Below are 13,454 nucleotides of genomic sequence, written 5' to 3'. Positions count from 1 at the left end.
GGTGCCGGCGCTGGTGCTAGAGTTCAGCCCCTACTCATCGCAAACAAGGAACCGCTATGTCACGTCGCCTGCTGGCAGCTGCCTGCCTGATGCTGTCTTTTTCCGCTACTCAAGCCGCTGAACGCTGGGAAACCCTGCCGCCAACGCCCGCCGCCGTGGCCGGCGCCAAGACCGGCTACGCTGCCGTCAACGGCATCAAGGTCTACTACACCCGCACCGGCCACGGCTCGCCGGTGGTGCTGCTGCACGGCGGCCTGTCCAACTCCGACTATTGGGGCAACCAGGTCAAGGCGCTGTCGGCCAAACACACGGTGATCAGCATCGACAGCCGTGGCCACGGGCGCAGTTCGCGGGATGAAAAACCCTACGGTTACGACCTGATGGCCGACGACGTGGTGGCCGTGCTCGACCACCTGAAAATCCCCCGCGCCGACATCGTCGGCTGGAGCGACGGCGCGATCATCGGCATCGACCTGGCCCTGCGTCATCCGGACCGTATCGGCAAAGTGTTCGCCTTCGCCGCCAACACCCAGACCGCCGGCGTAAAAGACGGTGTGGAGAAAAACCCGACCTTCGCCGCCTTCATCGAACGCGCGGGCAAGGAGTACGCCAAGCTGTCGCCGACGCCAAAAGAGTACGACGCGTTCGTCGAGCAAATCAGCCATATGTGGGCCAGCCAACCGAACTGGACTGACGCGCAACTGCAAAGCATCAAGACGCCGATCCTGATTGCCGACGGCGACCATGACGAAGCGATCAAGCGCGAACACACCGAGTACATGGCCGCAACCATCCCCGGTGCTGGCCTGCTGATCCTGCCGAACACCAGTCACTTTGCCTTCCTGCAAGACCCGGCGTTGTTCAATGCCGCACTGCTGGGCTTCCTCGACAGCAAATAGACCCTGTACCCTGTCGGCGCGCACCGTGTGTGCGCCCACAGTTTCCAGCCACGTCAGGATGCCAATGCCCAACCCCATTCCACGCCGGCGCAATGCCGCCGTCACCCGCGAAGCCATTTTGTTGTCCGCACGCAAGGCGTTTGCCCAGTCGGGCTATGACGGTGCCGGGGTGCGCGAAATCGCCGCTGGCGCGGGCGTGACGGCAATGCTGGTCAACCGCTACTTCGGCTCCAAGGAGCAGCTGTTTGCCGAAGTGATCGCCGACACCATGGCCAGTCCGATCATCCTCACCGAGAACAATCTCAGCTCGGAAAACCTCGGCCGCACGATGGCTACCGCACTGGTCAGCATCACCGAAGCCGGCAGCACGCCGCTGGAAGGTTTCCAGATCATGCTGCATTCGGCGTCCAGCAAACGCGCGGCGATCATCGGCCGCGAGCAAGTGGAAAAGGGCCATCAGGCGACCATGGCCGCCGCGCTCAAGGGCGCCCATCACGAAGAGCGCGCAGCGCTGGTGATGGCGCTGGTGTCGGGCTTCCAGGTGATGCGCCAGATGCTGGAACTGTCGGCATTGGCCAAGGCCGATCCGCAGGTGTTGATCGACCTGCTGACGCCGTTGTTCCAACAGTTGGTGGACGGCCAGCCGGGGCCTATTTGACGAACAGTTCGCGGTCCCGCGCCTTCACATGGCCGGGGCGATAGTAGGCGTCAAACCAGGCTTTCTCACCCGCAGCCGGAGGTTTGGCCAGACGCAGGGTTTGCAGCGCGCCAGGCTGGCTGGCATTGACGCGAAAGTGGAAATGGTCGAACAGGCGCAACGCCTCGATGGCATACACCACGGCGATCTTGCGGTCTTCGATGCGGATCAGGTGGTCGCCGTTGTTCTTCTCTCCACCGCCGGCCAGGTTGGATGAACCGGTGTACACCGTGGGGTTGGCGCCATTGAAGTCCGTGACCACAAACTTGTTGTGCACCATGTTCCCCGCATTGCCCGACCACTCCGACTTGAACGGCGCCGGGGCGTTGCTCGCCAGGTAGGCGAACGGCAACAGCCCCACCGAACCGTCCGGCTTGCGCACGGCCAGCTTGCCGGTGCGCTGGGCCACGCCGTAGGAGAACAGTGCGCGCTGCATCAGCTCGTCCAGTGCTGTGCGCACTTTGCCGTTGATCAGGCTCAGGAACACTATGGAATACAGCACCGAACTGGTGGCGTTTTCGATGCTGGTGGCGATGGGGTCGAGGGACAACGCGCTGTCGGCATGCGGCGCAAAACACAGCGATACCTTGGAGCCCGGCTCGTCACGCACCACCCACCACTGTTGCGAGAGCGGGTGCTTGCGGAACGTCGTGGGTGAGGTCCAATAAGCGTCGAAGACTTCGGCGAACTTGCCCGCGACCGTTTCGTCGTCAAACAACAGCACGTTATTGGCCTGGATATACAAGCCGCGCAAAGCAAAGTTGGTGGAACCACCGAGCACCCGGATCGCCTTGCCGGCGCGGCGCACAATCAACACTTTGTTGTGCTGCTGACTGGAGAAATGCAGGCGCTTGATCTGCGCCCCGGCAGTACTCAAGCGAGCGGCGCTGATGCTCTCGCAGCTGTCGGCGGCGCCCTGGTCGCCATGGTCATCGATGATTGCACGCAGGCGCGGGCCGAGTTGCTCCAGGCGGCGCAGGATGTCCGGCTCCTTGCTTTCGTAGATCAGTGCGTCGAGGGTCAACTCCGGGTCGTTCGCCACCTGGTCCAGCACCTGCAGAATCAACAGCCGAGCCTCAAAACCCAACCATTGGTAGTTGCGCTCGAAAGGCGCCATGTCCAGCTCCAGGTAGGCACTGGGGGCGGAACGGGCCGGTGGCAGGATACGTGTTTCATTGTCGAAACGGTCGCCGTAGGCCTGGGAGGACGCAAAGCCTCGGGTAAAACCGATATTGACGAATTGGCTGATGATCTGCGCTTCGAGGCTCACCTGCCCTTCCACCCCGACACCCTTGCTCAGCGTGCCGTCAGCCCCCATGTAGCAGGCGGTGACGCGGTAGCGGAAAAAGCCTGGCAGGATCTCACTGGGTACGTGGATCCAGCGGAATTTCTGGAAGGGCGCCTCGGTGGACGGAAAAGTCCGCGGCCGTTCGGGCGTGGGTGGGTAATCGAAGTGCAGGCGGTTGTGCAGCACGCCCCAATGGGTGGCGCCGGGGTAGCGCACTTCGATGCTGAAGCCGACAAAGTCAGGGGTGGCCAGGTCCTGCGCCAGGTCGAACGCCAGCAGTGCGGCGCCCTCTCCTCGGTACAGCTTGAAGGTCAACCCCTGGAACGTGGTCTTGCTCTCGAAATCGGCGCTCAAGCGATGTCCCTTCCAATGGGAGACGGTGCTTGGAGTCTAGCGCCTGCGCCGGATCAAGCCAGTGGCGCTTGAGTGACAATATCGTCAATACCCAACACCCGCCCGTCCTCGGCGAGGATCTCGACATTGCGCAGCGGCTTGAGCGAGCGTGCATCGAGTACCTGGGTGCCGACATGTTCAGGCTCGGTGAAGGCTTGGCCCCACTGCGCCAGTGTCACCAACACCGGCATCAATGCGCGGCCCTTGTCGGTGAGCTGGTATTCGCTGCGCGCGCCGACTTCGCTGGTTTGCAGCAAGCCTTGCTCGACCATGTCCTTCAGGCGGGTGGCAAGGATGTTTTTCGCCACGCCCAGGTGCTTCTGGAAATCTCCGAAGCGAGTCACCCCGGCGAATGCATCGCGGATGATCAACAGCGTCCACCAGTCACCCACCACGTCCAGGGCGCGCGCCACTGGGCAGCAATCGCCTTCCAGGCATTTGCGTTTCATCGTCGGCCCTCCAGGCAGCTGTAAAATTAGGTTGCATTATAGGACCAACAGGCACAGGATAAAAACAGTTTCATCATTAAACCTAATTTGTAACCTGGAGCTGATCATGGATATTCGTGGAAAAGTGGTAGTGGTTACCGGTGCCAATCGCGGCCTGGGCAAAGCGTTCGTCATTGCCTTGCTCGAAGGCGGCGCGGCCAAGGTCTACGCCGGTGCGCGCGACCCCAGCAGCGTCAACATCCCCGGCAGCACGCCGATTGCCCTGGACATCACCGATCAGGCCAGCGTGCAATGCGCCGCCGAGCAGTGCACGGACGTGGATATCGTGATCAACAACGCGGGGTTCCTGAAGTACGGCTCATTGTTGGCGGAGGACAGCGTCGAGAACCTGCAACAGCACTTCGACGTCAACACCTTCGGCACCCTGCGCGTCAGCCGTGCCTTTGCGCCGATCCTGGCCAAGCAAGGCGGCGGTGCGTTGATCAATGTGCTGTCGGTTCTGAGCTGGCTGAGCCCTCCGGGCGCCGGTGGCTACAGCGCCTCCAAGTCCGCCCAGTGGGGCCTGACCAACGGCCTGCGCGGCGAGTTGCGTGAGCAGAATACCCTGGTGATCGGCGTGCACCCGGCCTACATCGACACCGACATGGTGGCCGACGTGCAAGCCCCGAAAAGTACGCCCCAGGAAGTGGTCGCCCTCACCTTGCAAGCCTTGAGCGACGAGCGTGAAGAAGTGCTGATCACCGACATGACCCACGGGGTCAAAGCCTCGTTGTCCACCGACAGCCCGGTCTACCTCAACCATTGATCAACGAAAAGTGCACGCCCACCCCGGCGCGCACGCCTTCGGCCACGGCCAGCGCGACGGAACCGGCGGCCAGCGACGTATCACCACAGGCAAACACGCCAGGCACGGAGGTCTGGCGCATGTCGTTGGTGTGCAGGTAAGGGCCAGTGGGGCCGTCGGCCAATTCGCAACCCAGCTGCTCGGCCAAGGGGCTGATGCGGGTGCGGGACATCGTGAAGATGCCGTCGAGGTTGAAGACTCGACCATCGTCCAGTTCGAGGTCGGCGCGCTCACCGCTGATACGCCGTACCGCCGCGTTTTCCACGCTGACCCCACGTCGATCCAACTGCGCTTGTTGCTCGGCATCCGGGGTAAACACGCCATTGGTGAACAGCGTAGTGGTGCCCCAGTCCGGCAACATCAGCGCATGGTGCATGGCCAGCGGTGAGGTGGCGAGAACGCCGATGCGCCCTTGATCCAGCTCATAGCCGTGGCAGTACGGGCAGTGGAATACGTGCTTGCCCCAACGTTCTTGCAGGCCTTCGATAGTGGGCAACTCGTCGACAACGCCGGTGGCGAGGATCAGGCGCTTGGCCTGGAACGCACCGTTGTATTCGGTGCGAACGCTGCAACCTTTCGCCTGAACCACGCGGTCCTGCACCCACGTGACCGTCGGGTACTCCATCAATTGGCTGCGCCCTTCGGCAGCGATCATCTCCGGCGCCTGGCCGTCCTGGCCGAGAAAACCGTGGGAGGTGGCCGCAAAGCGATTGCGCCTCTGCCCCGAGTCGATCACCAGTACCTGGCGCCGCGCCCGCGCCAGTTGCAGGCCGGCAGACAGGCCCGCGTAGCTGCCACCCACGATAATCACGTCGTACATCATGAAAATGACCCCATGTTGTGTGCCCTCGGTTATCCGAGGGCTTTCACGACACACCATAAGTTACGTAAAAATAGCTCGTCAAGCGTCTCGCAACTTTTAGGGTTACGAACGATACTTTCGGCTTGAATGAACCGAGGCCCCTTGATGAGAAATGACACCCGCCTTTCGCGCATGCTCCACGTGCTGATCCATATGGGTCGCCATGAAGAGCGCGCCACGTCGGAAACCATCGCGCAGATGCTCGGCACCAACCCGGTGGTGGTACGGCGCACGCTCGGGCTGCTCAAGGAAAAGGGTTACGTCCGTTCGGAAAAGGGCCATCAAGGTGGCTGGAGCCTGGGCAAGCCGTTGAGTGAAATCACCCTGCTGGAGATTCACAACGCCCTGGGTACACCCTCGATATTTGCTATCGGTTTGTCCACCGACCACCCGCAATGCCTGGTGGAACAAGCGGTGAACGCCGCGCTGACGCAGGCCTTCGAGCAAGCCCAGGCGCTGCTGCTGGAGCGCCTGGGCCAAGTCACCTTGGCGCAATTGGCCGAAGATTTTGATGAGCGCTATCGCCTGGCGATGCTGCTTTAGCGCTGGGTGGGGATGCGGATATCACCGTCGCGGCACTGGGTTTTCACACTGCGCGGGCAGCCGGTAAACGCCAGGTCCTTGCTCAGGCACACCCGTACTTCCGAGAACACCTTGCCTTTGCAGATCACCGCCAGCCCATGGTTGCCCATGCGCGGGTTGCTCTCACGAAACAGCGCCTCGATCTCACTGGCCTGCAATGCGGGCGGCGTATTGAACGGTTGCAATTGCTGCGGAATGCTCACCACGCCCAGCGCCTCATCGGTCTTTTGCAAATAGGCCAACGGCTCCAGGCCGCTGCAGGTGCCATGCTTGGCCCATTCGTGCCTGAGCAACGAACGGGTCGGGAACAATGCCGCACCTTTCTCGATTTCTTCACGGCTCAACTGTGTCTGCGGCGAGCACGACGCCGGCCACCCTCCCCGCGCGTACTGCGGCCACAAGCCGTGCAACACAAACCCGTAGCCCTTGCCTGAACACTGTTCGTTGTCCGGGTGCGTCAGGCAAAAGGTCGGCGACCACGACAACGACAACACATAAAAATCAAACTCCCCCGGCGTGCCTTGGCTACGCGGGGCCGCCATTGCACTGGTGGCCAGGACCAGCCACACCGCTATCCAGTATTTCATCCGTCTATTCCTTGGAAAAAGAAAACCCTATCGTGCCTAGCCGGGGTGATGGGGGTTACGTTGTAGCACCTTGTCCAGGATCCGATCGGTCTTAAGCGCCTCGATGGCCAACGACGGATGCTCGGCTTCGCCGCGAATATGCGCGTTCATCGCCAATACGTGATGCCACTGGATATGCGCGTGGCACGGCACTTCCAGCACCTCCTGCGTCTCGCCTTCAAGGTGCAGGGGCTGGTCCTCAAAGACCGAGAACTGGATACGCCCACGGCTGCCGATCAGTTCCACCCGGTCTTCACGACGGTCCGCCACAAAGTTCCAGCAGCCCATGCCCAGCGCGCCGGACGCGAAGCGCCAGCTGGCCGTCACGGCATCTTCCGCCGCGTAACGGCCTTCCTGGCGCGAGGTGTAACCGGACACTTCGATGATATCGCCGGCCAGGTACTGGAACAGGTCAAAGCCATGGCTCGCCAGGTCGGCAAAATAACCGCCCCCGGCCACGCTCGGGTCGGTCCGCCAGTTGGCGGCATTGGCGTCGTGGGCAGCCGGTGGCTTGCACAGGGTCCAGGTCAGGTGGCGCAGCTCACCGATACGCCCATCTCGCAGCCAGTCGCGCACTTGCTGGAAGCGCGGCAGCGAACGGCGGTAATAGGAAACAAACAGATGCAACCCGGCACGTTCGAACGTGCGCTGCATCAAGGCGCTCTGCTCGGCATTCAGCGACATCGGTTTCTCGACGCAGCAATGCTTGCCGGCCGCCGCCACCATCAGGCTGTATTCGAGGTGACTGTCGGGCGGCGTGGCAATGTAGACGGCATCCACTTCAGGGTCGTTGATCAGTGCCTGGGCGTCGGTGTAGAAGCGTGCAATACCATGGCGTGCCGCATAATCACGCACGGCTTCTTCGCGGCGCCCCATCACGGCCACCAGCGCAGAACCTGGCGCTTTGTAGAAAGCCGGTCCACTCTTCAGTTCAGTGACACTGCCACAGCCGATCATGCCCCAGCGTACGCTGCTCATCTGCTCTCCTCGTGCGTTTTGATCAATCGGGCAGTATCCACATCCCTCCGCTTATGCGCCATCCCTCATGATCAACCTGCGGCAAGTTCAGCGCTTTGGCCACTGGCCAACAGACCTCGCTTCACCCCACCATTCTCTTTCTGCCGTTCGACAAAGGACCTGACGAACGCGGCAGCGGCTGCGTGCGCCACCGGTACGGCCATGGCTTGGCGGATGGTCATGAAATCGTCCTGCACCAAACGCCTTTGCGCGGTGATCTGGGTTTGCAGGAAGTCCCGCACCCCTGCCGCCGCATCCAGGCCTTGTTCGATAAACCAATCCACCGCTGCGGCCGAGGTCGGCGCGCGTACCAATTCGGCATGCTCGACCGTTCGGCTCAAGTACAGATCGTAGGCCGCACCCTGGCCGACGGCGATGCGCCGGCCCGGCGCATCCAGTTGCGCGACGTGCGTAAAAGGTGAGTCCGCTGCCACCAGATACGTGCCCTTGATCGCCACATACGGCGCGCTGAAGGCGATTTCCTTTTCACGCACCGGCTCGATAGCCAGGAACGCCACGCGCCAGACGTCCTCGGCCAAGGCCGCGAATACCTTACCCGCCGCCTCAAACGTGATGAGCTCCAATTCGACACCCAGCTCTGCAGCCAGCGCCTTGGCCAGCGCCACGGAAACACCCTGGGGCTCTGCGTTCGTACCACGTTGCGCCAGCACCGGGTTGCCGAAGTTGATGGCGGCGCGCAGCACGCCATCGGGGGCCAATTGTTGCAGTACGCGGGTGTCAATCATCAAGCGCTCCTTGGCGGGTCCGTTGCACGGTCTTGCGGATCACAAACGGCAGCACGCCGCCGTGCACAAGGTAACCAAGCTCTTGCAGCGAGTCGAGGCGCAACACCAGACTGCATTGGGTGAGACCACCGTCGACGCGATCGATCTGCAGCGTAATCGGGTTTGCGCCCACCTGCAGGTTATCCAGGCCGAGGAAAGTCAGGCGCTCGCTGCCGTCGAGTGCCAAGTCCTGCACGGTTCCCCCATCGTTGAATACCAACGGCAACACCCCCATGCCGATCAGGTTGCTGCGATGAATGCGCTCGATGCTGCGCGCCACCACCGCCTTGATGCCCAGCAGACTGAGGACCTTGGCCGCCCAATCGCGGCTGGAGCCAGCGCCGTAGTTGATCCCGGCAAACAGCACAGTAGGCGTACCCACGTAGCTTTGCGCAGCCAGATACAGCGGCTGATACTCCGTGTGGTCGGCGTCCCACGCCCACACGCCTTGGCGCGGCGCTTGCGTTGGGTCCAACAGGTTGTTCAGGCGCGGGTTGGTAAAGGCGCCACGCACCATCACCTCGTGGTTGCTGCGCCGGGTCGAGTACTGGTTGAAATCCGCCTCGGCCTCGCCCCTTTCACGCAGCCAGGCACCGGCCAGGCTCTGCGCCGGGATGGTGCCCGCCGGGGAGATATGGTCGGTGGTGACGTTGTCGCCCAGCACCACCAAGGCCTTGGCGTTACGTACCGAAAGACGCGGCACCGGCAACGGCTGTACGTCCGCCAGGTACTGCGGGCGGCGTAGATAGGTAGAGCCGGGATGCCAGGCAAACTGCACGCTGCCTTCGGCCTCCAGCGCCTGCCAGTGATGCGTGCCCTGCCAGAGCAGCTCATTGCGTTGCTGGAACAGCGCCGGGCGCACTACTTCGGCGACTTGCGCGGACACTTCGGCATCGCTGGGCATCAGCTCATGCAGGTACACCGGCCGGCCCTGGGCATCCAGCGCCAGCGGTTGACTGGACAGGTCGATGTCGATGCTCCCGGCAATCGCATAGGCCACGCACACCGCGGGCGATGCCAGGTAACCGGCCGGTACTTTGGGGTTGACCCGTCCCTCGAAATTGCGATTGCCCGACAGCACCACCACGCCCTTTAGCCCCTGCTCGGCGAAGGCCTCCACATGCGCTTCGAGGCTGCCGGAGTTACCAATACAAGTCATGCAACCAAAGCCCGCCAAGTCAAAACCCAGCGCGGCAAAATCCTCCAGCAAGCCTGCCGCTTCCAAGTAGTCCGCCACTACCCGTGAGCCCGGCGACAGCGAGGTCTTCACCCACGGCCTGCGCCCCACGCCACGTGCCCGCGCATTGCGCGCCAGCAACCCGGCCTGGATCATCTGCGCCGGGTTGGCGGTGTTGGTGCAACTGGTGATCGCTGACATCACCACCGCACCATGGGTCAGCGGCGCATCAAACGATGGTGCGAAAAACTGCTGACCGGCCTCGCCCTTCACGTGCTGGTGAAACGAGGCACCGGCCGCCGCCAGCGACTGACGCTGATGGGGCTGATGCGGCCCGGCCACGCTCGGTTCCACCTGCGCCAGGTCCAGCTCGATCAATTCATCGAACTGCGGCTCGGGCTCCCCTTCCTGGCGCCACAACGACTGCGCCGCCATATAGGCCGTGACCTTGGCCAACAACGGCTTCGGCCGCGCGCTCAACTCAAGGTAAGACAAGGTCTCGTCGTCAAACGGGAAAAACACCACCGTCGCGCCATACTCCGGCGCCATGTTCGCCACCGTGCCTCGCGCCGCCCAACTCAAGGACGCCAACCCCGGCCCCGTGAACTCGACAAACTTGCCGACCATGCTGCGCCGACGCAGCAACTCGGTCACGGTCAGCGCCAAGTCCGTCGCCGTTACGCCGGGACGCAAGGCATTGCTCACGCGAATTCCCACCACCTGCGGGAACGGAATCGGCACCGGCTCGCCCAGCATCGCCGCCTGCCCTTCCAACCCACCCACACCCCAGCCCAACACTCCGATGGCATTGATCATCGGCGTGTGGCTGTCGGTGGCGACCATGCAGTCCGGGTGCAGCAGCACGCCGCCGTCGGACGCAGTGCTCTCCCAAACGACCTGTGCGACGGACTCCATGTTCATCTGGTGGATGATCCCCGTGCCCGGCGGAATCACGTTGAAGTTGTCCAGACTGGCCTGGGCCCACTTGATAAAACGGTAGCGCTCGCTGTTGCGGCGAAAGTCGATGTCCAGGTTGGCCTCTACCGCACCCGCTTCGGCGTAGTGCTCGACAATCACCGAATGGTCGATGGTCAGCACCGCCGGAATCGCCGGGTTCACCGCCATAGGGTCACCGCCGAGCTCCGCCACCACATCGCGCATCCCGGCAAAGTCCGCCAGGGCCGGCAAGCACGTGGTGTCGTGGAACATCAGGCGGTTGGGCTGGAATGGCACCTCGCAATCAGGCCCGTTTCCGGTGGCGCGCGAAAGCACGGCAGGCAATGAGGCCGGGGCACAACGGGCGATGTTTTCCAGCAGGATGCGCAGCGAATACGGCAGCCGGTGCAATTGCGCTGGCGTCAGCAGCTTATACAGGTCGATATAGGCGTAACGTTGCCCGTCGATGTGCAAATGGTTGAGAAAGGTGCTCATAGCTGCGCAAAAACCCGTTCGATACGGACCAGGCCCCACTCCAATTCGTCGCGGGTGATGGACAACGGCGGCGCGATGCGCAGCACGTTTTCGTGGGTTTCCTTGGTCAGCAGACCTTCGGCGAGCAGGGCTTCGCAGATGGGGCGTGCGTCGCGGTCCAGCTCCACGCCGACCCACAGCCCACGCCCGCGAATCTCCTGGATCGCAGGGGAATTCATCGCCTTGAGACGTTCCACCAGGTAATGGCCGAGCTGCGCGCTGTTGTCGATCAAACCTTCGTCCTCGAGCACGTTCAGGGCTTCAAGGCCGATGGCGGCGGCCAACGGATTGCCACCAAAGGTCGAGCCGTGGCTGCCGGCATCGAACAGGTCCATGATCGAGTGATCCGCCAAAAACGCCGACACCGGCATGATCCCGCCGCCCAGCGCTTTACCGAGGATCAGCGCATCCGGGCGAATGCCTTCATGCTGGAAGGCAAACCACTTGCCGGTACGGCCCAGGCCCGACTGGATCTCATCGAGGATCAGCAAGGTATTGGTCGCGTCGCACAGTTTTCGCAGCTCGCGCAGAAACCCGGCCGGTGGCACGCGAATACCGGCTTCGCCCTGGATGGGTTCGATCAATACCGCGCAAGTGTCGGCGGTGATCGCCTGGCGGAAACTCTCGATATCGCCAAAGCGTGCCTCGGTGAAACCGTTGCAGAACGGCCCGAAGTCGGCCTTGTAGTCCGGTTCGGACGAGAAGCCAACGATGGTCGAGGTGCGCCCGTGAAAGTTGTTGTCGGCGACCACGATCTTCGCCTGGTTTGCAGCGATGCCCTTGACCCGATAACCCCAGCGGCGCGCCGCCTTGATCGCGGTTTCCACCGCTTCGGCACCACTGTTCATCGGCAGCGCGGAATCGAAGCCGCTGAGGCGGCACAGCGCCTTGAGGAAATTGCCCAGCGGCTCACTGTAGAACGCGCGCGACACCACGCTGATCTTGTCGATCTGCGCCACGGCGGCGGCGCGGATGCGCGGGTGCACATGGCCGTGGCTGACGGCGGAATAGGCCGACATCATGTCCAGATAGCGCTTGCCGTCATCGCCAATGGCCCAGACGCCCTCGCCCTTGACGATGACCACCGGCAGTGGCGAATAGTTATGGGCGCAGAATTGGTTTTCGAGGGTGATTGCCGGGTTGGAGTGCATGGAGAGTCCTGCCTAGTAGATATCTGATCAAGCGCTGAGCAGCTTGCCGCTGCGAATCGGTGTAGCCCCGGAGACGCGACCCAGCGGGTCCCCCGGTTTCACAAACCGCACATCACGGCGCATGTACAGCACACCGGTGTTGTGACTGTTGACCGTGACGGTCTTGCCGCTGTGGGGGTCGACGATATCGAACAGCGCCTGCCCTGCTTCGATCCGGCTGCCCACCGCCGCACGGTGCACCAGCACCCCGGCACTCGGTGCGTAGAACTGCTCGCTGCCCGCCAGCGGCGTGGCTGGGCTGCGCAGCGCTGGTAGCGGGCGTGGCGTGCCTTCGATGGCACCCAGGTGAGTCAGGTAATCGATGATCGCGGTGGCGTCATGGTCCGCCAGCTCGTAAGACACATCACGCTGGCCACGGTGCTCGACCGTCACTGCGATGCTGCTGTCCGGGATCGGGAAACGCGCGCCAAAACGCTCGCGCAGGTTGACCCACAGCAGGTACAGCGCTTCGTCGAAGGAATTGGCCTGGGAGTCGGTCGCCAACAAGGTCGCCTCGGCACCGATGTAACGGGCCAGCGGCTCGATGGTCGGCCACACCGCCTCGCCGGTGTAGAGGTGCATTGCGGCTTCGCGGGAGCAATGCAGGTCGAGCACGATGTCGGCATCGTGGGCCAGCAGCATCAGCGTCTGTTGCAGCGACTGGTACTCATCCATCGGCTGAGCGGCGCGCAGGCACTCACCCCAGGCCTGGCGGATCAGCGCGCGGTTGGCGTCGATGTCCTGGCCGAGCCGGAACTCGATTTTTTCGGCGATGGCCTGATAAGGCACCGGGAATCCACGGTTGTAGTTGCGCCCGCTGCCCAGTTCAAAACGGCCACTGGGCGCACCCAGGATGTATTGGCCCAGGCCGGCCGGGTTGGCGACCGCCACCAGCACGATCTGCGCGTTCAGGCGGCCGGCATTTTCCAACACTGCGAGTTGCCGGCGCAGATGCGCTGCCACCAACATCGCCGGGGTTTCATCGGCATGCAATGCCGCCTGGATGTAGATTTTCCGACCGGCACCCACTGCACCGTAATGCTCACTCTCCACGTGCCTGTGGGTACCTTGTGTCGCTTGCAGCAAGGGGTGTTGATTAAGTTTCATAACGCAGAAGTCTCGATATTCGAGTGACGGAACTTGAGAAAATACTAACGAGACCGGGTGATCGCCTG

The 13,454-nt window shown here is 62.7% G+C and carries 13 protein-coding genes; 4 read left to right on the top strand and 9 right to left on the bottom strand.

Annotated features, from left to right (window positions below; all coding sequences use genetic code 11):
* Positions 1 to 56: 56 nt before the first annotated feature.
* Together AYR47_RS19990 and AYR47_RS19985 are read left to right on the top strand one after the other, a co-directional pair.
* Positions 57 to 899, top strand: coding sequence for an alpha/beta fold hydrolase (locus AYR47_RS19990; RefSeq protein WP_061436467.1), 843 nt, complete (start codon positions 57 to 59; stop codon positions 897 to 899).
* Between the two features lie 64 nt (positions 900 to 963).
* A complete protein-coding gene (locus tag AYR47_RS19985; RefSeq protein WP_237142485.1) occupies positions 964 to 1,557 on the top strand; it encodes a TetR/AcrR family transcriptional regulator in 594 nt (197 codons plus the stop codon).
* Here AYR47_RS19985 and AYR47_RS19980 read toward each other — a convergent pair.
* Together AYR47_RS19980 and AYR47_RS19975 are read right to left on the bottom strand one after the other, a co-directional pair.
* Positions 1,550 to 3,238: a phospholipase D-like domain-containing protein gene (locus AYR47_RS19980; RefSeq protein ID WP_061436463.1), complete on the bottom strand. Its 1,689-nt coding sequence runs from the start codon at positions 3,236 to 3,238 to the stop codon at positions 1,550 to 1,552. The genes AYR47_RS19985 and AYR47_RS19980 overlap by 8 nt on opposite strands.
* A 53-nt stretch (positions 3,239 to 3,291) precedes the next feature.
* Complete coding sequence (locus AYR47_RS19975) at positions 3,292 to 3,726, bottom strand: winged helix-turn-helix transcriptional regulator (protein ID WP_033902288.1); 435 nt, start codon at positions 3,724 to 3,726, stop codon at positions 3,292 to 3,294.
* 106 nt (positions 3,727 to 3,832) lie between these two features.
* On the opposite strand from AYR47_RS19975, the gene AYR47_RS19970 reads away from it, so the two are divergent.
* Complete coding sequence (locus AYR47_RS19970) at positions 3,833 to 4,531, top strand: SDR family oxidoreductase (RefSeq protein WP_061436462.1); 699 nt, start codon at positions 3,833 to 3,835, stop codon at positions 4,529 to 4,531.
* Here AYR47_RS19970 and AYR47_RS19965 read toward each other — a convergent pair.
* The gene (locus tag AYR47_RS19965; RefSeq protein WP_061436460.1) at positions 4,521 to 5,393 is read right to left on the bottom strand and encodes an NAD(P)/FAD-dependent oxidoreductase; all 873 of its coding nucleotides are present in this window, start codon (positions 5,391 to 5,393) and stop codon (positions 4,521 to 4,523) included. The two genes, AYR47_RS19970 and AYR47_RS19965, sit on opposite strands and share 11 nt — an antisense overlap.
* A 144-nt stretch (positions 5,394 to 5,537) precedes the next feature.
* Here AYR47_RS19965 and AYR47_RS19960 point away from each other — a divergent pair, with 144 nt between their 5' ends.
* The gene (locus AYR47_RS19960; RefSeq protein ID WP_033902291.1) at positions 5,538 to 5,975 is read left to right on the top strand and encodes an Rrf2 family transcriptional regulator; all 438 of its coding nucleotides are present in this window, start codon (positions 5,538 to 5,540) and stop codon (positions 5,973 to 5,975) included.
* Here the strand turns inward: AYR47_RS19960 and AYR47_RS19955 are convergent.
* The 6 genes from AYR47_RS19955 to AYR47_RS19930 all read right to left on the bottom strand — a co-directional run bounded on the left by AYR47_RS19955 (position 5,972) and on the right by AYR47_RS19930 (position 13,386).
* Entirely contained in the window at positions 5,972 to 6,601 is a 630-nt protein-coding gene (locus AYR47_RS19955; protein ID WP_061436458.1) for a ribonuclease T2 family protein, read from the bottom strand. The two genes, AYR47_RS19960 and AYR47_RS19955, sit on opposite strands and share 4 nt — an antisense overlap.
* A gap of 36 nt (positions 6,602 to 6,637) precedes the next feature.
* A complete protein-coding gene (locus tag AYR47_RS19950; RefSeq protein WP_033902293.1) occupies positions 6,638 to 7,618 on the bottom strand; it encodes a Gfo/Idh/MocA family protein in 981 nt (326 codons plus the stop codon).
* Between the two features lie 71 nt (positions 7,619 to 7,689).
* The gene (locus tag AYR47_RS19945) at positions 7,690 to 8,403 is read right to left on the bottom strand and encodes a transporter substrate-binding domain-containing protein (protein WP_061436457.1); all 714 of its coding nucleotides are present in this window, start codon (positions 8,401 to 8,403) and stop codon (positions 7,690 to 7,692) included.
* Positions 8,396 to 11,050, bottom strand: a complete 2,655-nt coding sequence (gene acnA / locus AYR47_RS19940) for an aconitate hydratase AcnA (RefSeq protein WP_061436455.1) — start codon at positions 11,048 to 11,050, stop codon at positions 8,396 to 8,398. Before acnA ends, AYR47_RS19945 begins: the two co-directional genes overlap by 8 nt.
* Positions 11,047 to 12,240, bottom strand: a complete 1,194-nt coding sequence (gene rocD / locus AYR47_RS19935; protein ID WP_051422206.1) for an ornithine--oxo-acid transaminase — start codon at positions 12,238 to 12,240, stop codon at positions 11,047 to 11,049. Before rocD ends, acnA begins: the two co-directional genes overlap by 4 nt.
* A 27-nt stretch (positions 12,241 to 12,267) precedes the next feature.
* On the bottom strand, positions 12,268 to 13,386 hold the full coding sequence (locus tag AYR47_RS19930) for a succinylglutamate desuccinylase/aspartoacylase family protein (protein ID WP_033902296.1): 1,119 nt from the start codon (positions 13,384 to 13,386) through the stop codon (positions 12,268 to 12,270).
* Between the last annotated feature and the right edge of the window lie 68 nt (positions 13,387 to 13,454).

The organism is Pseudomonas azotoformans, assembly GCF_001579805.1.
GTDB lineage: Bacteria > Pseudomonadota > Gammaproteobacteria > Pseudomonadales > Pseudomonadaceae > Aquipseudomonas > Aquipseudomonas azotoformans_A.
This window is presented reverse-complemented; position numbering and strand designations above follow the sequence as displayed.

Bases quoted from the DNA above. Each gene is read 5' to 3' on its own strand.
- AYR47_RS19955 (WP_061436458.1), bottom strand. From the start codon at position 6,601: ATGAAATACTGGATAGCGGTGTGGCTGGTCCTGGCCACCAGTGCAATG.
- AYR47_RS19985 (WP_237142485.1), top strand. From the start codon at position 964: ATGCCCAACCCCATTCCACGCCGGCGCAATGCCGCCGTCACCCGCGAA.
- acnA (WP_061436455.1), bottom strand. From the start codon at position 11,050: ATGAGCACCTTTCTCAACCATTTGCACATCGACGGGCAACGTTACGCC.
- AYR47_RS19970 (WP_061436462.1), top strand. From the start codon at position 3,833: ATGGATATTCGTGGAAAAGTGGTAGTGGTTACCGGTGCCAATCGCGGC.
- AYR47_RS19930 (WP_033902296.1), bottom strand. From the start codon at position 13,386: ATGAAACTTAATCAACACCCCTTGCTGCAAGCGACACAAGGTACCCAC.
- rocD (WP_051422206.1), bottom strand. From the start codon at position 12,240: ATGCACTCCAACCCGGCAATCACCCTCGAAAACCAATTCTGCGCCCAT.
- AYR47_RS19990 (WP_061436467.1), top strand. From the start codon at position 57: ATGTCACGTCGCCTGCTGGCAGCTGCCTGCCTGATGCTGTCTTTTTCC.
- AYR47_RS19945 (WP_061436457.1), bottom strand. From the start codon at position 8,403: ATGATTGACACCCGCGTACTGCAACAATTGGCCCCCGATGGCGTGCTG.
- AYR47_RS19975 (WP_033902288.1), bottom strand. From the start codon at position 3,726: ATGAAACGCAAATGCCTGGAAGGCGATTGCTGCCCAGTGGCGCGCGCC.
- AYR47_RS19965 (WP_061436460.1), bottom strand. From the start codon at position 5,393: ATGATGTACGACGTGATTATCGTGGGTGGCAGCTACGCGGGCCTGTCT.
- AYR47_RS19960 (WP_033902291.1), top strand. From the start codon at position 5,538: ATGAGAAATGACACCCGCCTTTCGCGCATGCTCCACGTGCTGATCCAT.
- AYR47_RS19950 (WP_033902293.1), bottom strand. From the start codon at position 7,618: ATGAGCAGCGTACGCTGGGGCATGATCGGCTGTGGCAGTGTCACTGAA.